Origin of the sequence: Pantoea jilinensis, from assembly GCF_019104105.1 — a bacterium.
GTDB lineage: Bacteria > Pseudomonadota > Gammaproteobacteria > Enterobacterales > Enterobacteriaceae > Pantoea > Pantoea eucalypti.
Window position 1 is genome coordinate 3,597,431 of the sequence record NZ_CP077746.1, and the last position, 20,470, is coordinate 3,617,900.

Here is a 20,470-nt window from a genome sequence, read left to right on the forward strand (position 1 = left end):
TGTGTAAACGTTTTCCCCAAAGCAGGTCAACGCATGGCTACCATAAAGGATGTTGCGCGACTGGCGGGCGTTTCTGTCGCCACAGTCTCACGTGTAATCAATAATTCTCCCAAAGCCAGCGACAGCTCCCGACAGGCCGTAGGCCAGGCGATGGAGCAGCTTCAGTATCACCCGAATGCCAACGCACGCGCGCTGGCGCAACAATCGACCGAAACGCTCGGCCTGATTGTCGGTGACGTCTCCGATCCTTTTTTTGGCGCGATGGTTAAAGCCGTGGATGAGGTGGCAGGCGATACCGGTAACTTTTTGCTGATTGGTAACGGTTACCATAATGAGCAAAAAGAGCGGCAGGCGATTGAACAGCTGATGCGTCATCGCTGCGCGGCGCTGGTGGTTCACGCCAAGAAAATTCCCGACGCAGAGCTGGAAGTGCTGATGAAGCAGGTGCCCGGTATGGTGCTGCTGAACCGGCTGATAAAAGGCTTTGAAAAGCGCTGTATTGCGCTTGACGATCGCTACGGTGCCTGGCTTGCCACCCGTCATCTGATCCAGCTCGGCCATCAGAATATCGCCTTTATCTGTTCGACCCACACCATCTCTGATGCCGAAGATCGCCTGCAGGGTTACTACGATGCGCTGAAAGAGCACGGCCTGCCGTGCAGCGACCGGCTGGTCACCTGGGGCGAACCGGATGAAGTCGGCGGTGAGCAGGCGATGACGGAACTGCTGGGGCGCGGCAGGAACTTTACCGCTGTCGCCTGTTACAACGACTCCATGGCGGCAGGTGCACTGGCAGTGCTGAGCGATAACGGTGTTCGCGTGCCGGAAGAGATGTCACTGATCGGCTTTGATGATGTGCTGGTGTCGCGCTATGTGCGACCGCGCCTCACCACCGTCCGCTATCCGATTGTCACCATGGCGCAGCAGGCAGCCCAGCTTGCGCTGGCACTGGCTAACGATCTGCCGCTGCCAGAAGTCACCCACATGTTCAGCCCGACGCTGGTGCGTCGCCATTCAGTCAGCGGCCCGGCCTGATGCCACGGTGGCCGGTTCCGCACCGGCCACCGCATTTACTGAAAGGCGCGCAACAGCGTCTCCAGCGGCCTGACCAGCGCAATCACCGTTTCATCCTGCACCTGCGCAGCGGCATCGAGTGTCGCATGCATCTCCGCCACTTCGCTGGCACCAAACGCCTGATTGCGGACGTAAGCATTCACCAGCGCGAGGCCCATGGTGCTCAGCACCTCAATCTGCTGAACGCTGTGTGCCAGCGGCTTCAGCGTCGCGCTACCGTTGATGATCGGCATTACCGCAGTCGTGTTGGCCTGCCAGCGCTGCAGCGGCGCACGAACTGCGGAGGCAGCGGCCGGGTTATTACGGTTGGCGATTAACACGGCGACATGCTGCGCCAGCTGGCGCACCGCCTCACTCTCGGCAGGCAGCACATCCGCCAGCCGGTTTAACGGCTCGTGATAGTCGTAATGGCCCGCCTGAAACTTCAGATGCTGGCGGGTGTAGTACTGCGCCGGTTCCAGCACCTCAGCCAGTATTTGCAGTGGGGCAATATCGTGCCCGTTGGACAGCCGCATCATTTGCTGCTCCGTCTGGGCTTGCTGCAGCGTTCCCACCGATACAGTGCTCCAGCGATCCATCGCTGACAGCCGCGAATACATTGAATCCATGTTCGTGACATCCTCTGCCGACCATAACCGCTCAGCCACCACAAAGGCGCGCGGCCACAATTTGGTATCAATAATCTGGCTGTTGATGTTTTCCGCCCACAGCGCTGCCTCACCACCCAGCAGATTGTGCTGCACCTGTTCTGGCGTGGGCAGCACGGGCGCGATGCCCGCCGGCGGCTGCATCAGGCGCTGACCGCTGGTGGGATAACGGACGTTGCCTACCAGCACATAGCCTTTGAGGGACGGCTGCTGCAGCGTGAACACCGGCTGGAACGGTCCCATCCAGCTATCCACGCTGAACTGCACCTGCTGCGTCGAGAGCCAGTTGATCTCACGAACCATCCGCCGGGACTTGCCGTCGAAGTCGATAAAACCGCGCCAGCCCGACTCGCCCTGAATGAGCGTAAAGCTGCCCTTCACCGGGCTGCCTTTGAGGCGCGGCATCGTGAATGACCAGCTCTGCGCCTGATCGCCGGGCCGCAGACGATCCAGGCCGTTGAGCCCGCGCGGCGTGACCTCATTGCGGTAGTGGTAGCTGGCAGGCTGGGGCTGATCGAGGTAGAACCCGGTGGAGAGAATGCCGCGCGTGTTCTCTTTTGCCAGCGCACTCAGCGTATCCTGGCCCTGCCACGACTGGATCAGAATGCTGCGCGGCAGATCGGGATGGGCGATCTCATCCCAGCCCACCATCTGACGGTGATGGGCTTCCAGGATCTTTTCCACCCGCTGATTGAAGTACGCCTGAAGCGCATGCGCATCTTTCAGATTGTGATCGCGCATGAACTGCTGAATCGCGGGTGAGTCGTTCCACTGGGTGGGATCGACTTCATCGCCGCCGATGTGCAGCCAGGGATCGGGGAAGATCGCCGCCATCTCACCCACCAGCGTGTCGATCACCTGATAAACCTGTTCGTTACTGGGATCGAGCAGCGGTTTAAAGACGCCCCAGCCGCGCTCCATCTGATAATTTCCCGGTCTGCTTATCAGCTCCGGCATCGCCACCGCCAGCGCTGAGGCGTGTCCCGGCATATCCAGCTCTGGCACCACACGCACCCCACGCTCGGTGGCATATTTCACAATCTCCCGCATCTGCTGCTGACTGTAGTAGTTGCCATCGCTGGCTTTCTGCTGCAGCTGGGGATAGTGGCTGGAGGCGAATCGCCAGCCCTGATCGTCAGTGAGATGCCAGTGAAAGACGTTCATTCGCGCGGCGGCCAGGCCGTCGATCTGACGTTTAAGTGTCTCTACCGGCATAAAGTGGCGCGCTGTGTCGATCAGCACACCACGCCACGGAAAGCGGGGATGATCGTGGATGGTCACGTAAGGAATCGTCGTGCCCTGTGCACCGTTCTGGATAAGTTGCAGCAGGGTTTCCATACCGCGCATCGCGCCAAAACGGCTGGGTGAAGTTAACAGGACGCCGTCGCCATCGACCTGCAACTGATAGCTCTCATCGCTGTCGGGCAGTGGCAGCGGGTCCACCGCCTTTGCAATGACGATACGTATAGTCGGCGCGGCCACCGGCTGGGATGCAGGCAACAGCGGCCAGCCCGTCTGGTTACTGATTCGCGCCAGCCAGCGTGCTTCAGCACCTGCCAGATGATCACCTGAGATTTGCAGCGTCAATTGCGGCGTCAGGGTAAGTGCACCGCCACTGGCGGGCTGCTCCACCTGCTGCGGCCAGGGCATCAGTGGCAGCGGACTGGCCAGGACGAGTGGACAAAAGGCTGAAAGCAGGAGCAGAGAACGGGGTAACCACATTGGCGGGCATCCTTGTGACGTCAACGTTTTAACAGGGCATAACGTTGATTAAAGTTGCTGCACGCCAATACGCCAGTTAATCACCCGGAAACCTGATCTCAAAACCTGATTCTTACCTCAGTCGGCATGCCCTGCCGCGTTGAATCTTCCTTGTTTCAGGTCAAAACAGAACGCAATAATTCGCAGCAATCACTACATGTAGGGGATAGAATCCATCAAACACCTATATGTAGTTTACGGAGAGAGAAATGGCGACGGTGGTCATCAAGCGTGATGGATGTCGGACGGGTTTTGATGCGCAGCGTATTGAGCAGGCCGTCGCGGCGGCGGCACAGGCAGCAGAGGTCGATGACCTGGCCTGGTGCACGCAGGTCGCTGAGCAGGTTGCCCTGCGGCTGGCCGATCGTCCGGAAGTGGATATCCGGGAGATTCAGTGTGCAGTGGAAGAAACGCTGATGGCGGGCCCATACCCGCAGCTGGCGCGCGCTTACATTGAATACCGGCACGATCGCGATGTCGCTCGCGATCGTCAGAGCCAGTTACATCACGCCATTCGCGGCCTGGTCGATCAGACCAACGCGGCGCTGCTGAATGAAAATGCCAACAAAGACAGCAAAGTGATCCCGACGCAGCGCGATCTGCTGGCCGGGATCGTGGCAAAGCACTACGCGCAGCAGCAGATCCTGCCGCGCGATGTGGTGCTGGCGCACGAGCGCGGCGAGATCCACTATCACGATCTCGACTACTCGCCCTTCTTCCCGATGTTCAACTGCATGCTGATCGATCTGAAAGGTATGCTGACCAACGGCTTCAAAATGGGCAATGCTGAGATCGAGCCGCCTAAATCGATCGCCACCGCCACCGCCGTCACGGCGCAGATCATCGCCCAGGTCGCCAGCCACATTTACGGTGGCACCACCATAAACCGCATTGATGAAGTGCTCGCTCCGTTTGTTGAGCAGAGCTATACCCGGCATCTGGCGATTGCTGAGCAGTGGCAGATTCCACAGGCAGAAGAGTATGCACGCCAGCGTACGGAGAAAGAGTGCTACGACGCTTTTCAGTCGCTGGAGTATGAGGTTAATACCCTGCACACCGCCAATGGCCAGACGCCGTTTGTCACCTTTGGTTTTGGTCTGGGGACTGACTGGGCAGCGCGGCTGATTCAGCAGTCAATTCTGCGCAACCGACTGGCGGGGCTGGGTAAAAATCGCAAAACAGCGGTGTTTCCAAAACTGGTGTTCAGCATTCGCGAGGGCGTTAACCGCCGGGCGGGCGACGTTAACTACGACATCAAGCAACTGGCGCTGGAGTGTGCCAGCAAGCGGATGTATCCCGACATCCTCAATTACGATCAGGTGGTGAAAGTGACCGGCTCATTTAAAACCCCAATGGGCTGCCGCAGCTTCCTGGGCGTTTATGAAGAGAATGGCGAGCAGATTCATGAAGGGCGCAATAATATCGGCGTGATCAGCCTGAATCTGCCGCGCATTGCGCTGGAAGCAGGCGGCGATGAGGCGCGTTTCTGGACGCTGCTCGATGCGCGCCTGCTGCTGGCTAAGCGGGCGCTCATGACGCGGGTGGCGCGGCTGGAGAAAACCAAAGCACGCGTCGCGCCCATCCTCTACATGGAAGGTGCCTGTGGCGTCCGGCTGAATGCGGATGATGAAGTTGGTCCTATTTTCCGCAATGGCCGTGCGTCGCTGTCGCTGGGCTATATCGGCCTGCACGAAACGCTGAACGCACTCAGCGGCGGTCATAAACACCCTTACGATGACGCGGCGCTGCGTGCTAAAGGTGTGGAGATTATCGCCTGTATGCGTGATGCCACCGAGCGCTGGAAAGAGGAAACCCGCTACGGTTTTAGCCTTTACAGCACGCCGAGCGAGAATCTGTGCGACCGCTTTTGCCGTCTTGATGCCGCGCAGTTTGGCCTGGTGCCGGGCGTCACCGACAAGGGCTACTACACCAACAGCTTCCATCTCGACGTTGAGAAGAAGGTCAATCCTTACGACAAAATCGACTTTGAAGCACCCTATCCGCCGCTGTCGAATGGCGGATTCATCTGTTACGGCGAATACCCGAATGTGCAGCACAATCTCAAAGCGCTGGAGGATGTCTGGGATTACAGCTATGACCGCGTGCCCTATTACGGCACTAACACACCGATTGATGAATGCTACGAGTGCGGCTTCAACGGCGAGTTCACCTGTACCAGCCGCGGCTTTACCTGCCCGAACTGCGGCAACCACGATCCGGCGCGCGTCTCTGTCACCCGACGGGTCTGTGGCTATCTGGGCAGTCCGGATGCACGGCCGTTTAACGCCGGTAAGCAGCAGGAAGTGCAGCGTCGGGTAAAACATCTTGAAGAGGGACCGCTGGGATGATGCATATCCATCGCTACTATGATGTCGATATTATTAATGGTCCCGGCACCCGCTGCACACTGTTTGTCGCCGGTTGCGAACATCAGTGTCGCGGCTGCTACAACCAGAGCACCTGGCGGCTCGACTCCGGCGTGCCCTTTACACTTGAGATGGAGGAGCAACTGCTGGCGGATTTGCAGGATACGCGCATTCCGCGCCAGGGATTGTCGCTGAGCGGCGGCGATCCGCTGCATCCGCAAAACGTGCCGCACATCCGCCGTCTGGTAAAACGGGTGCGGCAGGCGTGCCCCGATAAAGATATCTGGCTCTGGACCGGTTACCGGATGCAGGAGCTGAACAGCGCGCAGCGCGCTGTGCTGGACTATCTCGACGTACTGATCGATGGCCGCTTTGTCGAAGAAGAGAAAGATGCCACGCTGCAATGGCGCGGCAGTCGTAATCAGATTATCTGGCCGTTACGCTGAGTGACGCGGGATATCGCCTGACTCAATGACAGTGACACTCTCACCTCCCTGGGTGAAAGCCTGCTGGTGCAGACAGCGCGCGACGTCGCGCGCATGCACGGCGCGCCAGTTACCCGGCAGCAGCGCGAAAAGCGGCCCCGCCAGGCTTTCACCGCCGCGCTTCTGCTTGCGCTCTCCCAGCAGCAGTGAAGGCCGCACCAGCGTCAGGCGCGGCCAGCCCTGATGACGCAGCGCATTCTCCATTTCACCTTTAACACGATTATATAAAAACGGTGAGTGACGACTGGCGCCGTGCGCGCTGACCACCAGCATCTGCTTCGCCCCTAAGCGTAATCCGCACAATGCACTGTCCACGACCAGAGTGTAATCGACGTGGATGAATGCCTGTTTGCTGCCCGCCTGCTTACGCGTGGTGCCAAGACAGCAGAACACCGTATCCAGTGAACAGTCCAGCGGCCCCAGCACATCGGTGAGATCGGCTTCAACCGGGTTCACGACTTTCTGCATCACAGGCAGTGGCCGTCGGGTTGGCGCGATGATTTCATCGACGCGCGGATCCTGAATCAGTAAGCGCAGCAGATGCGACCCGACTAAGCCGGTTGCACCGGTCAGTAATACGCGATTCATCTCAGATTCGTCCTTATTTCACTGCGTATAGGTTAAAAGATAGCTGATCTTCACGGGCTGGCTTGCGTTCTGACTCTCAGCGACCAGACTTACAGCGTTATCCGGAAAGCGCGCCTCGCGCTCCACAAATTTCAGGAGGAAAAAGATGAGCAAGAAAGTTGCGGTTTTAATTACCGATGAATTTGAAGACTCAGAATTTACTTCACCTGCGGAAGTGTATAAACGCGCTGGTTTTGAGGTGGTTACCATTGAGAAACAAGCCGGTAATGTTGTTAAAGGCAAGCAAGGCGAAGCGGAAGTGACCATCGATCGCAGCATCGATGACGTCAGCCCGGCTGAATTTGACGCCCTGCTTCTGCCAGGCGGTCACTCGCCTGACGCCCTGCGCGGCGACGATCGTTTCGTGGCCTTTACCAAAGAGTTTGTTGCCAGCGGCAAGCCCATTTTTGCCATTTGCCACGGGCCACAGTTGCTGATCAGCGCGAATGGCGTTCGCGGTCGCAAGATGACCACGGTTAAAGCCGTTGCCATTGACCTGATCAATGCCGGTGCTGACTTCCATGATAAAGAAGTGGTGGTAGACGGCGATAAGCTGGTCACCAGCCGCACGCCGGCCGATTTACCGGCCTTTAATCGTGAATCCCTGCGGATCCTCGAAGCGCTGTAAACCCGATACGCCCTTTTCAGCTGAAAGGGGCGTTTCTATTTTTCCCGCACCCAGGCAATTTTCTTGCCGAATCCCAGCGCATTATCCGTCATTTTCACCTCATCCAGCTCAATCTCCCACAGCGGTGCCGACACTTTGCGTGAGACCGGAAAACGTTTCTGGTAAGCGGCTCTGGCAATCTGCTCTGTGGCCTCCTCCAGCCTTTTAATCCGGCCACGATACTGCACCCCTTTTATCAGCAACACACTTCTGGGCTGACCATTGACGGTGCCCGCCACCTGCGGATTCTGCACCATCAACTCGCCATGGCGGGTATCGGGTTCGGTCATGATCCAGAAGACCATGCGCGTCTCATCAAAGACGTAATAGCAGTTAGCGCACCACAGCTGATCGTCGGCGGTACAGCAGAGTGAAAGCACATGCTGCTTTCTGAGGTAGCGAACCAGATGGGCGTGATCGGACAAGATAAACTCCTGGCGGTGCACCAGAGCGTGAAGCGCGCTACACTGCCCGGCACCTTTTTTTGGGAAATGATTGCGATGAGTCAGCAGTGGCAACTCTACATCGTCCGCACGGCGAAAGGGATTCTGTACACCGGCATCACCACGGATGTGGTGCGCCGGGTCGCTCAGCACCAGAGCGGACGGGGCGCACGTGCGCTACGCGGCAAAGGTCCGCTGGACCTGGTGTTTCACTGTGCAGCGGGCGATCGTGCCAGCGCCTCCAGACTGGAGTATCAGGTTAAGCAACTGCCCCGCCAACAGAAATTACTGCTGGTGGCGGCTCAGCCGATCAGTCTGGAGAGCTGGCTGAGTATTACGGCTGGCGATTAAAGGGTTCGGCGTAGTCTATCTGCCCTTCCGCGCCGTCATAAGCATTCTCCGCCAGACGGTAGACCTGGAATGCGGCCTCTGTTCCCGGCCAGCGACTGCGCAGACCGTAACGTGCCGCCGGTTCAAAACCAAAACGGTTGAACAGCGCCGGATCGCCCAGCACGACGACCGCGCTGTAGCCAAATTCATTGAGCGTATCCAGCCCCTCATAAATCAGCTTGCTGGCCAGACCCTGGCCGCGTAGCGTCTCATCGACGGCCAGCGGTGCCAGAGCCACCCAGCCGCGATCTTCACCCTGAACGCTGACCGGACTGAATGCGGCATAACCCAGCACCTGTCCTTCCTCATCAGTGGCGACCACGCCGAGCGTCAGCAGACCATCTTCACGCAGCGCCTGAGTCAGTTCCGCTTCTACCGGGGTGCTGAAGCAGCGTTTGAGCAATGCGTCGATGCCCGCGGCATCAACACCAATTTCGCTACGGATCAACATGCGGCACCCGCGCGCGCCCGTGCGGCCTTCGCGTCCTGTTTCATACCGGCATCGATAAATTTCGCCATCTGTTCAATTGCCGTGCGTAACGCGGTGGGCATAGCCTCAGGTTCAATAGCATCCATTACGTTCTTCACCTCAAGTCCCAGTTCAGTGTCACCTTCAATCACCAACCGGCGTTGAAAGAACAGCATATCGGGATCTGCTTTACGTGCTGCCACCAGCAACAGATCATTGGCATTGCCCCGAAACCAGACATCCGCTTCGGACTGTTGCAATACCGCCAGTCGGCCGTCCTGCAGCGTGGTGATCCAGTGCAGATTGAGATCGGCAATCTCGATACCCAGCAGGCGACCGTTCAGAAAGTCTAACTCACCTTCAGCCAAAGCATGGCGAAATTGCCAGTTTAAGAGTTGTTGCAGAATCAACTGTTTGACCGGAAATGGGGTGAGTGCTGCGGGTAACCCTAAGATTTTAGGGCCGTTTTTTACAAAATGGGCATGTATCCGCTCTAACACTTTCGTCACTCCCTTTAGAAAATTTTACGTATATTGCCATATCCTTTTCTGCGCGCCTCCTCTGAGATCAATAAAAACGGCTGCGGTGGCAAGGAAAAAAGTGCCGCAAGGGCCGATGAACTGGAATTTCACTGCCCCAAATCAAAACACTGCCCGGATCAGATGCCTAGACTCGACGCCCATCGCATGTTGAGAGGAACATCTATGGAACTGCTCTGTCCGGCAGGAAATTTACCCGCCGTCCGCACCGCCACAGAGAATGGGGCTGATGCAGTCTATGTGGGACTGAAAGATGACACCAATGCCCGTCACTTTGCGGGCCTGAATTTCACCGATAAAAAGCTGGCTGAAGCAGCGCGCTATCTGCATCAGCATCGGCGCAAACTGCATGTGGCGATTAATACGTTTGCCCATCCGGATGGTATGGGGCGCTGGCAGCGGGCAATCGATGTGGCGGCGCAAAACGGCGCCGATGCGCTGATCCTGGCCGATATCGCCTCGCTGGAATATGCCGCGAAGCACTATCCGCAGGTTGAACGTCATCTCTCTGTCCAGGCTTCCGCGACCAATCTGGAGGCGATTCGCTTTTACCATCGCCACTTCAATCTGCAACGTGTCGTGCTGCCGCGCGTGCTGTCGATTCATCAGGTTAAACAGCTGGCGCGCAGCACGCCGGTGCCGCTGGAGGTGTTCGCCTTTGGCAGCCTGTGCATTATGGCCGAAGGCCGCTGCTACCTCTCCTCCTGGCTGACTGGCGAATCACCTAACAGCGCGGGCGCCTGTTCCCCGGCGAAATTTGTGCGCTGGCAGCAGACGCCAAAGGGCATGGAGTCACGTCTCAATGAAGTGCTGATTGATCGCTACGCGCCGGACGAAAGTGCAGGTTACCCGACGCTATGTAAAGGGCGTTATGAGGTTAACAATCAGCGTTATCACGTGCTGGAAGAACCCACCAGCCTCAACACCCTGGAACTGCTGCCGGAACTGCTGCGGGCAGGCATCGCCTCAGTGAAAATCGAAGGCCGTCAGCGCAGTCCCGCCTATGTTGCTGACGTGGCGCGCGTCTGGCGTCAGGCCATCGATCGCTGCAAAGCGCAGCCGGAACACTTTGACGTCGCGCCGCAGTGGATGCAGACGCTGGGCGATCTCTCCGAAGGCACGCAAACCACGCTGGGTGCTTATCACCGTGAATGGCAATAAGGAGTCATGATGCAATATGCCCTTGGGCCGGTGCTCTGGTACTGGCCAACCGATACGCTGGAAGATTTCTATCAACAGGCTGTCCGCAGTCGCGCAGATATTATCTATCTCGGCGAAGCGGTGTGCAGTAAACGCCGCGCCACGCCCTATGCGCGCTGGATGGATCTGGCCCGCGAAGTCGCGGCCAGCGGCAAACAGGTAGTGCTGAGCACGCTGGCATTGCTGCAGTCACCCTCTGAGCTGAAAGAGCTGCAGCGTTACGTTGAGAACGGCGAGTTTCTGATTGAAGCTAATGATATCGGCGCGGTCAATATGGCCGCTGAACGTCACCTGCCTTTTGTCGCGGGCCCGACGCTGAATGTCTATAACGCTGACACGCTACAACTGCTGGTCAAAGAGGGCATGACGCGCTGGTGTATGCCGGTGGAGATGTCCCGTGACTGGCTGCTACAGCTGCTGGAGCAGTGCGAGAGACGAGGTATCCGGCAGCAATTTGAGGTGGAGGTGCTGGGCTACGGTCATCTGCCGCTGGCGCTCTCGGCGCGCTGCTTCACCGCCCGCTCGGAAAACCGCGCGAAAGATGACTGCGAAACCTGCTGCATCAACTATCCAGCAGGCCGTCGCGTTAACTCTCAGGAGGGACAGCAGGTGTTCGTCCTCAATGGCATTCAGACCATGAGCGGCTACTGCTATAACCTGGGTAACGATCTGGCCGGTATGCGCGATCGGGTTGATTGTGTCCGGCTCTCGCCGCAGGGTGTCACGACGCTGGCGGAGATCGACCGTTTCCGCGCCAATGAAAACGGCCAGGCACGGTTAATGGTCGCGAAAGGCAGCGATTGTAACGGTTACTGGCGCAAACTGGCGGGTATGACGCTGGTCTCCTGAGTAAAAGCACATACCGGCTATATTCCTGCACAGGTTAGCAGTTTTAATAGAAGGAATGATGCGTAATACTTAATGGTGCAGGCCTTCACTTAATGCCTGCGCCATTCAACGGGAGTAGTCATGTCTGATAAAAAACCTCTTCGCCTGTCCGTACTGGATCTTGCGCCGATTCCACAGGGCGCGACCGCACGGGATGCGTTCCATAATTCACTGGCGCTGGCGCGTCAGGCGGAAAAACTGGGTTTCGAACGCTACTGGCTGGCTGAACATCACAACATGACAGGGATTGCCAGCGCCGCGACGTCAGTGCTGATTGGCTATCTGGCGGCGAATACCGAGACCCTGAGGCTGGGATCCGGCGGGATCATGCTGCCTAACCATGCGCCGCTGGTCATCGGCGAGCAGTTTGGCACGCTGGCTTCCCTTTATCCTGGGCGTATTGATCTCGGCTTAGGTCGTGCGCCAGGTTCTGACCAGCGCACCATGATGGCGCTGCGCCGTCATCAGGCCAACATGCACATCGACACCTTTCCCGAAGATGTCGCTGAACTGATTAACTGGTTCGATGCTGACGCGGATGCGCAGCTGCCAGTGCAACCGGTGCCCGGTCTGGGTCTGAAAATTCCGGTCTGGCTGCTCGGCTCCAGTCTTTACAGCGCACAGCTGTCAGCAAAAATGGGCCTGCCGTTTGCGTTTGCCTCCCACTTTGCGCCTGACCAGCTGTTCCAGGCACTGCACGTCTATCGCGAGAACTTCAAGCCATCGGCGCGTCTCGACAAACCTTATGCCATGGTCTGCATTAATGTGGTTGCCGCTGATAATGAGCGGGATGCACGTTTCCTGTTTACCTCAATGCAGCAGCAGTTTATTAACCTGCGCCGCGGCAAACCGGGCCCGCTACCGGCACCGGTTGAAAACATGGATAACCTCTGGTCACCGTCAGAACAATATGGTGTTCAGCAGGCACTCAGCATGTCACTGGTCGGCGATATTGATAAAGTGCGTCATGGGCTGGCCTCACTGATGCGTGAAACCCAGGCGGATGAGATTATGGTCAACGGCCAGATTTTTAACCGCGATGCGCGCCTCAAATCCTTTGCCATTGCGATGGAAGCGGCAAACAGCCTCTAATCAGTTTTGCGGTGGGCGGCGGGTCTCCGTGCTCACCGCCAGTTCACGGCTGTCCCTCGCCGGTGATTGCCCATACAGGCGGCGATACTCCCGGCTGAACTGTGACGCGCTCTGATACCCCACCCGATAACCTGCCGTACCGGCATCCAGCTTTTCAACCAACATTAAACGCCGTGCCTCATTCAGCCGAAGCTGTTTCTGGTATTGCATCGGCGTCATGGCAGTGACGGCTTTGAAGTGATGATGCAGTGAAGAGATACTCATGCCGACATTACTGGCAAGCTGATCGATTTTCAGCGGCTGATGAAAATTCTCCCGCAGCCAGCGTGCAGCCTGTGCCACCCGACTGCCCGGCCGCTCAGCCAGCGCCATGTTTAAAATCCGCGAGCCTTCTGGCCCGGTCAGCAACCGGTAGAAAATCTCCTGCTCAATGAGCGGAGCCAGAGCATCAATATCTTCGGGATGGTCAAGCAGGCGTACCAGTCGAATGACCGCATCCACCAGCAAAGGTGAGACTTTGTGTACGGTGACGCCGCGTTCATCAGGTGCGATCGCCAGCGGCAGCGCGGGAGGAAACTTTTCAAGATAGCGCCTCAGCCGGGATTCGTTGATGGCAATACCAATCCCCAGATTCGGCTTTTCCGGCGTGGCGACAGTCACGCAGGCGCGTACCGGCATATCGAGAGTCACCAGCAGCAGATCACCCGGCCCATAGTGCAGCACCTCATCACCCATACGCAGCGCTTTACTGCCCTGCGCCACCAGCGCAAAACTGGCCCATTGAGCAAAGTGCATGGGCTCAGTGGGCGCTGAAACCCGGCCAAAAAACAAGCAATCGATGGCACTGGAATGCCGGCCATCCTCCGGCGCATGACGGGCAATTAACTGTGCCAGCGCCTGCCACTTATCACTCTCTGTCACTCTGTTCTTCCCCCTCCTGCTCGCTGTGCTGATATTACCTGACCTCCGGCCAAATACCTGTTGCGATAAGGCACTTTTGCAGGATTGTGCAAAAAGCTTGCAGGATTGCGCTACCCGCTTCTCAGCACCAGCGCGCATAGTCTTTCGACGCAATCATTACGGCGGAGAATGACATAATGAAAGCACTGCAGAACAAAATCGCACTGGTGACCGGCGCCTCGAAAGGCATAGGTGCGGCGATTGCTATCGCCTTTGCCGCAGCGGGCGCACGCGTCGTGGTCAATTATCGTCAGGATGAAGTCGGGGCCGCTGACGTAGTCAGCGATATCGTCACCCTGGGCAGTGAAGCCGTGGCAGTTCAGGCAGATATCTCTCGCCTGCGGGATGTTGAACGGCTGTTCGCCACCACCGCAGACTGTTTCGGCGCACCTGACATTGTGGTGAACAATGCAGGCAGCTTTCATCACGGCGAGTTTGAGGCGCTGACACAGGAGGAGATGCAGCAGCAAATTAACGTTAACCTGCTCGGCACGCTGATGGTCTGTCAGCAGGCGATTCGCCACTTCCCCGCGCACGGCGGCAGCATTATTAACCTCAGCGCCCTTAACAGTAAAAACAGCACGCCGGGCTCCGTACTCTGGGCAGCCACCAAAGGTGCGGTGGATACCCTGACTCAGGGACTGGCGCGCGAGCTGGGTGCCAGGAACATACGGGTTAACGCCCTGGCGCCTGGCATGATCCTGACTGAGGGATTACTGGCAGCGAAGAGGATGAGTCCGCAGCTCAAAGCGCAGCTGCTGGCGGCTACGCCGCTGGGGCGTTTTGGTCTGCCAGAGGATGTCGCGCAGGTGGCGCTTTTTCTGGCCTCTGAGGAGTCCGCCTATGTCAGCGGAGAGCGCGTCATGATTAGCGGCGGTGCCTGACGGGCATAAAAAAAGGGAAGCCAGTGGCTTCCCTTTTTACTACGACGCTAAGTCGTTATGCATCACGACGACGTGGAGCGGCAGCTGCGCCTTCTTCACGACGTGGACCACGGCTACCTTCACGGTTAAATGTACGTCCACCGCCTTCACGACCACCTTCACGGCGTTCAGAAGAGAAGCGACGACCACCTTCACGGTTAGCTGCGCCCGGACCGCCAGCACCTGGACCACGACGCTCACCGCCAGCTGGACGACGATCACCACGGCCTTCGTTTGGCTGTGCATCACCCAGCAGCTGCATATTCATCGGTTTGTTCAGAATACGCGTACGGGTGAAGTGCTGCAGCACATCGCCTGGCATGCCTTTCGGCAGCTCGATAGTTGAGTGGGTGCCAAACAGCTTGATGTTACCGATATAGCGGCTGCTGATGTCGCCTTCGTTAGCGATAGCGCCAACAATGTGACGAACTTCAACACCATCATCGCGGCCTACTTCAATGCGGTACAGCTGCATTTCACCAACGTCACGACGTTCGCGACGTGGACGGTCGCCATCACGGCTTTCGCGGTTTTCACGCGGAGCACGATCGCCACGCGCTTCACGGCTGTCACGACGGCCATCACGCTCGTCACGATCGCGGTATTCGCGACGTGCAGGACGTGGTGCTTCTGGTGGCAGAATCAGAGGACGTTCGCCCTGTGCCATCTTCAGCAGTGCAGCTGCCAGTGTTTCCAGATCCATTTCATCTTCAGGCTGCATTTTAGCCAGCAGAGCACGGTACTGATCCAGATCGCTGCTTTCCAGCTGCTGCTGTACTTTCGCGGCAAATTTAGCCAGACGACGCTCACCCAGCAGTTCTGCGTTAGGCAGTTCAACTTCAGGAATGGTCAGCTTCATTGTACGTTCGATGTTACGCAGCAGACGACGCTCGCGGTTCTCAACGAACAGCAGCGCACGGCCAGCACGACCGGCACGACCGGTACGGCCGATACGGTGAACGTAAGACTCTGAATCCATCGGGATGTCGTAGTTCACAACCAGGCTGATGCGCTCAACGTCCAGGCCACGGGCCGCAACGTCGGTTGCAATCAGGATGTCGAGACGACCATCTTTCAGGCGTTCCAGCGTCTGCTCACGCAGTGCCTGGTTCATGTCACCGTTCAGCGCGGCGCTGTTATAGCCACTACGCTCCAGCGCTTCTGCCACTTCAAGCGTCGCGTTTTTAGTACGCACGAAGATAATAGCAGCATCAAAGTCTTCAGCTTCCAGGAAGCGAACCAGTGCATCGGTCTTACGACCATAAGCAGTCCAGTAGCTCTGGCTGATATCAGGACGCGTGGTCAGGCTTGACTGAATACGCACTTCCTGTGGATCTTTCATGAAGCGTTTAGTGATACGACGAATCGCTTCCGGCATAGTTGCAGAGAACAGCGCAGTCTGATGATCCGCTGGAATCTGTGCCATGATGGTTTCAACGTCTTCGATGAAGCCCATACGCAGCATTTCATCAGCTTCATCCAGCACCAGACCACGCAGGTTAGACAGGTCTAACGTACCGCGTTTCAGGTGGTCAAGCAGACGACCAGGCGTACCTACAACAACCTGTGGACCCTGACGCAGTGCGCGCAGCTGCACGTCATAACGCTGGCCGCCGTAAAGGGCGACGACGTTCAGGCCACGCATGTGTTTAGAGAATTCGGTAACTGCTTCAGCAACCTGTACCGCCAGTTCGCGGGTAGGTGCCAGCACCAGGATCTGTGGCGCTTTAACAGTAGGATCAATGTTGTGTAACAGCGGCAGAGAGAAAGCCGCAGTTTTACCACTCCCGGTCTGCGCCATGCCTAACACGTCACGGCCCGCCAGCAGGTGAGGAATACACTCAGCCTGGATTGGGGATGGCTTTACGTAGCCCATGCCATTCAGTGATTCAAGGATGTCGGCGTTCAGGCCAAGGTCAGCAAAAGTGGTTTGAATATCAGTCATGTAGTACACGTGCCTCTTAGATTGCGGCGGCCAGTCTACATAACTCGTCGTGAAAACTTTCAGTCATTTTCATCAAAAAGTGTGAACCGGCTCAAATTAAAAGTTTTGACGAACAGAAAAGCCTTCATCCTTTAAGATGATGACTTAACAGGTTTTACAGGCAAATTAAGTTCGTCAGCTATTGCTGGTCAGATTCTGATAAATCGTCTTGTGCCTGGCCGAGTTGCGCCAGTTCCAACAATGCGTATCGGTGTTCAACAAAGTTATTGACGTTGTTGGCCACCGCCAGTTTGAACAACGCTTTCGCGTCGTCCTTCTCCCCCAGACTTAGGTAGTACTTACCTAAATAGAAGTTGGTTTCACTGAGATGTTCAGCGAGCGAGGTGTTATCCGTTGCGTCCGCCTTGAGACTTTCCATCAACGTTTTCTCGTTGATATCTCCAAGGTAGAACTCGACAATATTCCATCCCCATTGATCTTTCGCCGCTTTGTCGTAACGCTGTTGAAGCGCCACTTTTGCCTTGTCAGCATCCATCTCACGTTCAACGAGATAGAGCCACAGACTGCGGAAAGGATCGTTAGGATCGTCTTGATAAAACGCCAGCAGATCATCTTGCGCTAACTTGTATCGACCGCCGTAATAGAGGGCGATACCACGGTTTAAATGCGCATAGTTGTAAGTTGGATCAAGCTCAAGTACAGAATCAAACGCGTCATAGGCGGCATCAAAGTTGCCCGCCTGCGTTAAATATATGCCTAAGTAGTTAAACACTTCGGGCATATCTGGTCTTATAGACAGCGCTTGCGAAAAATCGTTCCGCGCTAATGCCCGCAGACCTAAACTATCATACAACACTCCGCGCTCATATAACAGCTGTGCGCGTTCATCATCGGTGAGAGCGCGACTGGCAAGAATTTGTTCCATGCGCGCCAGTATCACTTCCTGCTGCAGTGTGGGCTGTAAAGGCACTGCAAGAACTTCGTTCTTACGCCAATTGGAGTTGCTGCATCCTGCCAGCGTCAAAGCTGTCGCAACAAAACACCAGCGCAGAAAAGGCTTCATTTCCCACTCCCGAATACAAACATTGGGATAACCATCCTGTCATCCGCCTGCTGTGCACAAGGATTCCCGCCCTCGCGATGATACAAACGCCCCTCTCTGCCAGGCAAAGAGGGGCAAACCAGCAACGTCTTATTCCGCGTCAGGTGTAATCACCGCTGCAGCTTCTTCAGTCTGCGGCTTAGATTCTGTCGCTTCTTTGATGCTCAGACGTACGCGGCCCTGGCGATCAACTTCCATCACCTTAACCGGCACTTCCTGACCCATCTGCAGATAATCAGTCACTTTCTCAACGCGCTTATCAGCGATTTGTGAAATGTGAACCAGACCTTCTTTACCACCACCGATAGCGACGAAGGCACCGAAGTCAACGATGCGGGTCACTTTACCACTGTAAACGCGGCCCACTTCGATTTCTGCAGTGATCTCTTCGATACGACGAATCGCTTCTTTCGCTTTCAGACCATCGGTCGCAGCAATTTTAACGGTGCCGTCATCTTCAATTTCAATCGTTGTGCCGGTCTCTTCGGTCAGTGCACGAATCACTGAGCCGCCTTTACCAATCACATCTTTGATCTTGTCAGAGCTGATTTTGATGGTGTAGATGCGTGGAGCAAATTCAGAAATCTCGGTACGCGGTGTGCTGATAGCCTGTTCCATAACGCCGAGGATGTGCAGACGCGCACCCTTAGCCTGGTTCAGCGCTTCCTGCATGATTTCACGCGTGATGCCTTCGATTTTGATGTCCATCTGCAGCGCGGTGATACCTTCACGGCTACCGGCTACTTTGAAGTCCATGTCGCCCAGGTGATCTTCATCGCCCAGGATGTCAGACAGAACCACAAACTTCTCATCTTCTTTCACCAGACCCATTGCGATACCCGCAACGGCGGCTTTGATTGGCACACCTGCATCCATCAGCGCCAGTGAAGCACCACAGACAGAGGCCATTGAAGAAGAACCGTTAGATTCGGTGATTTCAGACACTACACGCACGGTGTAAGGGAAATCTTCCGCTTTTGGCATAACGGCTAACACGCCACGTTTCGCCAGACGACCGTGACCAATTTCACGGCGCTTAGGCGAACCTACCATGCCGGTTTCGCCGACAGAGTACGGAGGGAAGTTGTAATGGAACAGGAAGCTGTCGGTACGCTCGCCCATCAGCTCATCCAGGTTCTGCGCATCGCGGGTTGTACCCAGCGTGGCCGTAACCAGCGCCTGCGTCTCACCACGGGTGAACAGTGATGAACCATGGGTACGTGGCAATACGCCAGTACGCACGTCCAGACCGCGGATCATATCTTTTTCACGGCCATCGATACGTGGCTCGCCATTCAGGATACGGGTACGAACGACGGTTTTTTCGAGGCTATGCACGATATCGCCGATTTCTGAACCATCCAGCGTTTCATCTTCAGCCAGCAGAGCAGCAATGGTTTCGTCTTTAATGACGCCAACCTGCGTGTAACGCTCCTGCTTGTCAGTGATGCGGTAAGCATCGCTGATGCGCGCTTCTGCCAGGGCAGCAACACGAGAAATCAGTGCGGTGTTAGCCGCTTCTGGCTGCCAGTCCCAGCGTGGTTTGCCAGCTTCTGCAACCAGGGCATTGATGTTTTCGATAACAATCTGCTGCTGATCGTGGCCAAAGACCACAGCGCCCAGCATCTGCTCTTCTGACAGGATCTCAGCTTCAGATTCAACCATCAGAACGGCATTCTGCGTACCCGCAACAACCAGATCCAGACGAGACTGTTTCAGCTCATCTGCAGTTGGGTTCAGAACATATTGATCGTTAATATACCCTACGCGCGCTGCACCGATTGGGCCATTGAACGGCAGACCTGACAGCGCCAGCGCGGCAGAAGCACCCATCATCGCAACGATGTCCGGGTGAACCTGTGGGTTAACAGAAACCACGGTTGCAATAACCTGGACTTCATTAACAAAGCCTTCCGGGAACAGTGGACGAATCGGGCGGTCAATCAGACGCGAAATCAGCGTTTCGCCTTCGCTTGGACGGCCTTCACGACGGAAGAAGCTGCCTGGGATACGACCAGCAGCGTAAGTACGCTCCTGATAGTTTACGGTCAGTGGAAAGAAGTCCTGACCTGGTTTAGATTTTTTCTGACCTACAACAGTGACGAACACTGCAGTATCGTCCATGCTCACCATTACAGCGGCAGTCGCCTGGCGAGCCATCATGCCGGTTTCCAGCGTGACGGTATGTTGACCATATTGGAATTTGCGTACGATCGGATTCAGCAAAGTCAAAGTCCTTAACTTCGGGGCATGGCTATCTGTAGCCCGCCATTGATTACCAATCTTCAGCTGCATCCTCGCGACTAATGACAACCCTCGACCGCCTCTGCGGTAAAGCCTCTCATTAGCCGCGCGAAATTCTGCAAACTAAAGATCACACTAAGCAACAATACATCAGTTTGGACCGGATTGCTGCCGATTGCTCGAAAAAAGGGGCCATAAAGGCCCCCTCTTCACGAAACTCGCACAAATCTGATCGTAAGCTGCACACAGTGCAAAAAACCACATAATGCCCCGACGATCAGATTTTTCAGACTTAGCGACGCAGACCGAGACTTTCAATCAGGCTGCTGTAGCGTGCAACGTCTTTACGCTTCAGGTAGTCCAGCAGCTTACGACGCTGAGATACCATGCGCAGCAGACCGCGGCGGCTGTGGTGGTCTTTTTTGTGCTCAGAGAAGTGACCCTGCAGATGGGTAATCTGCGCGGTCAACAGGGCAACCTGAACTTCGGTTGAACCGCTGTCGTTAGCACCACGGCCATATTTAGCAACGATCTCTGCTTTAGCTTCTACGCTTAGAGACATAATAAACTCCGGTAATAAATGAATGTATGGGTGCCGATCTCTAATTCAGCATCCCGCTTTAAAGCCGCACTATTCTACTCTGCGCC

At 56.3% G+C, this 20,470-nt stretch carries 20 protein-coding genes; 9 read left to right on the forward strand and 11 right to left on the reverse strand.

Annotated elements, in window-relative coordinates; all coding sequences use genetic code 11:
- The first annotated feature begins 33 nt into the window (after window positions 1–33).
- Window positions 34–1,035: an HTH-type transcriptional regulator GalR gene (gene galR / locus KTJ90_RS16935; protein ID WP_003851033.1), complete on the forward strand. Its 1,002-nt coding sequence runs from the start codon at window positions 34–36 to the stop codon at window positions 1,033–1,035.
- Between the two features lie 35 nt (window positions 1,036–1,070).
- On the opposite strand, the gene KTJ90_RS16940 is transcribed toward galR, so the two are convergent.
- Window positions 1,071–3,443: a beta-N-acetylhexosaminidase gene (locus KTJ90_RS16940; RefSeq protein WP_140033745.1), complete on the reverse strand. Its 2,373-nt coding sequence runs from the start codon at window positions 3,441–3,443 to the stop codon at window positions 1,071–1,073.
- A gap of 248 nt (window positions 3,444–3,691) precedes the next feature.
- Here KTJ90_RS16940 and nrdD point away from each other — a divergent pair, with 248 nt between their 5' ends.
- Window positions 3,692–5,830 carry an anaerobic ribonucleoside-triphosphate reductase gene (gene nrdD, locus KTJ90_RS16945; protein ID WP_499025540.1) on the forward strand — a complete coding sequence of 713 codons (2,139 nt, stop codon included), beginning with the start codon at window positions 3,692–3,694 and terminating at the stop codon, window positions 5,828–5,830.
- Complete coding sequence (nrdG, locus tag KTJ90_RS16950) at window positions 5,830–6,294, forward strand: anaerobic ribonucleoside-triphosphate reductase-activating protein (RefSeq protein ID WP_181162224.1); 465 nt, start codon at window positions 5,830–5,832, stop codon at window positions 6,292–6,294. Before nrdD ends, nrdG begins: the two co-directional genes overlap by 1 nt.
- On the opposite strand, the gene KTJ90_RS16955 is transcribed toward nrdG, so the two are convergent.
- Complete coding sequence (locus tag KTJ90_RS16955) at window positions 6,286–6,921, reverse strand: NAD-dependent epimerase/dehydratase family protein (RefSeq protein ID WP_003851041.1); 636 nt, start codon at window positions 6,919–6,921, stop codon at window positions 6,286–6,288. The genes nrdG and KTJ90_RS16955 overlap by 9 nt on opposite strands.
- 145 nt (window positions 6,922–7,066) lie before the next feature.
- Here KTJ90_RS16955 and KTJ90_RS16960 point away from each other — a divergent pair, with 145 nt between their 5' ends.
- On the forward strand, window positions 7,067–7,588 hold the full coding sequence (locus tag KTJ90_RS16960; RefSeq protein ID WP_140033743.1) for a type 1 glutamine amidotransferase domain-containing protein: 522 nt from the start codon (window positions 7,067–7,069) through the stop codon (window positions 7,586–7,588).
- A 35-nt stretch (window positions 7,589–7,623) separates the two neighbouring features.
- On the opposite strand, the gene KTJ90_RS16965 is transcribed toward KTJ90_RS16960, so the two are convergent.
- Window positions 7,624–8,052, reverse strand: coding sequence for a YhbP family protein (locus tag KTJ90_RS16965; protein WP_039658932.1), 429 nt, complete (start codon window positions 8,050–8,052; stop codon window positions 7,624–7,626).
- A gap of 75 nt (window positions 8,053–8,127) precedes the next feature.
- Between KTJ90_RS16965 and KTJ90_RS16970 the strand changes: the two genes are divergently transcribed.
- Window positions 8,128–8,421 carry a GIY-YIG nuclease family protein gene (locus KTJ90_RS16970; protein WP_033743118.1) on the forward strand — a complete coding sequence of 98 codons (294 nt, stop codon included), beginning with the start codon at window positions 8,128–8,130 and terminating at the stop codon, window positions 8,419–8,421.
- Here the strand turns inward: KTJ90_RS16970 and KTJ90_RS16975 are convergent.
- Together KTJ90_RS16975 and ubiT are read right to left on the reverse strand one after the other, a co-directional pair.
- Window positions 8,405–8,911, reverse strand: a complete 507-nt coding sequence (locus tag KTJ90_RS16975; RefSeq protein WP_485523394.1) for a GNAT family N-acetyltransferase — start codon at window positions 8,909–8,911, stop codon at window positions 8,405–8,407. The two genes, KTJ90_RS16970 and KTJ90_RS16975, sit on opposite strands and share 17 nt — an antisense overlap.
- On the reverse strand, window positions 8,905–9,429 hold the full coding sequence (gene ubiT, locus KTJ90_RS16980) for a ubiquinone anaerobic biosynthesis accessory factor UbiT (protein WP_003851052.1): 525 nt from the start codon (window positions 9,427–9,429) through the stop codon (window positions 8,905–8,907). The genes KTJ90_RS16975 and ubiT overlap by 7 nt, the downstream gene beginning before the upstream one ends.
- A 204-nt stretch (window positions 9,430–9,633) precedes the next feature.
- Here ubiT and ubiU point away from each other — a divergent pair, with 204 nt between their 5' ends.
- The 3 genes from ubiU to KTJ90_RS16995 all read left to right on the forward strand — a co-directional run bounded on the left by ubiU (window position 9,634) and on the right by KTJ90_RS16995 (window position 12,648).
- Entirely contained in the window at window positions 9,634–10,629 is a 996-nt protein-coding gene (gene ubiU, locus KTJ90_RS16985; protein WP_499025545.1) for a peptidase U32 family protein, read from the forward strand.
- A 9-nt stretch (window positions 10,630–10,638) separates the two neighbouring features.
- On the forward strand, window positions 10,639–11,517 hold the full coding sequence (locus tag KTJ90_RS16990) for a U32 family peptidase (RefSeq protein ID WP_499026560.1): 879 nt from the start codon (window positions 10,639–10,641) through the stop codon (window positions 11,515–11,517).
- 120 nt (window positions 11,518–11,637) lie between these two features.
- Window positions 11,638–12,648 carry a luciferase-like monooxygenase gene (locus tag KTJ90_RS16995; RefSeq protein ID WP_008925426.1) on the forward strand — a complete coding sequence of 337 codons (1,011 nt, stop codon included), beginning with the start codon at window positions 11,638–11,640 and terminating at the stop codon, window positions 12,646–12,648.
- Here the strand turns inward: KTJ90_RS16995 and KTJ90_RS17000 are convergent, their stop codons facing one another.
- The gene (locus KTJ90_RS17000; RefSeq protein WP_499025547.1) at window positions 12,649–13,569 is read right to left on the reverse strand and encodes an AraC family transcriptional regulator; all 921 of its coding nucleotides are present in this window, start codon (window positions 13,567–13,569) and stop codon (window positions 12,649–12,651) included. It lies immediately after the preceding gene.
- Between the two features lie 176 nt (window positions 13,570–13,745).
- On the opposite strand from KTJ90_RS17000, the gene KTJ90_RS17005 reads away from it, so the two are divergent.
- Window positions 13,746–14,492, forward strand: coding sequence for an SDR family NAD(P)-dependent oxidoreductase (locus KTJ90_RS17005; protein ID WP_003851056.1), 747 nt, complete (start codon window positions 13,746–13,748; stop codon window positions 14,490–14,492).
- A gap of 55 nt (window positions 14,493–14,547) precedes the next feature.
- On the opposite strand, the gene KTJ90_RS17010 is transcribed toward KTJ90_RS17005, so the two are convergent.
- The 5 genes from KTJ90_RS17010 to rpsO all read right to left on the reverse strand — a co-directional run bounded on the left by KTJ90_RS17010 (window position 14,548) and on the right by rpsO (window position 20,384).
- Window positions 14,548–16,476, reverse strand: a complete 1,929-nt coding sequence (locus KTJ90_RS17010; RefSeq protein WP_003851058.1) for a DEAD/DEAH family ATP-dependent RNA helicase — start codon at window positions 16,474–16,476, stop codon at window positions 14,548–14,550.
- A 16-nt stretch (window positions 16,477–16,492) separates the two neighbouring features.
- Entirely contained in the window at window positions 16,493–16,549 is a 57-nt protein-coding gene (gene yrbN / locus KTJ90_RS17015; RefSeq protein ID WP_098053093.1) for a protein YrbN, read from the reverse strand.
- Between the two features lie 105 nt (window positions 16,550–16,654).
- Window positions 16,655–17,539 carry a lipoprotein NlpI gene (gene nlpI / locus KTJ90_RS17020; protein WP_003851059.1) on the reverse strand — a complete coding sequence of 295 codons (885 nt, stop codon included), beginning with the start codon at window positions 17,537–17,539 and terminating at the stop codon, window positions 16,655–16,657.
- A 129-nt stretch (window positions 17,540–17,668) separates the two neighbouring features.
- The gene (gene pnp / locus KTJ90_RS17025) at window positions 17,669–19,804 is read right to left on the reverse strand and encodes a polyribonucleotide nucleotidyltransferase (RefSeq protein WP_003851060.1); all 2,136 of its coding nucleotides are present in this window, start codon (window positions 19,802–19,804) and stop codon (window positions 17,669–17,671) included.
- A gap of 310 nt (window positions 19,805–20,114) precedes the next feature.
- On the reverse strand, window positions 20,115–20,384 hold the full coding sequence (rpsO, locus tag KTJ90_RS17030) for a 30S ribosomal protein S15 (RefSeq protein WP_003851063.1): 270 nt from the start codon (window positions 20,382–20,384) through the stop codon (window positions 20,115–20,117).
- Window positions 20,385–20,470: the final 86 nt, after the last annotated feature.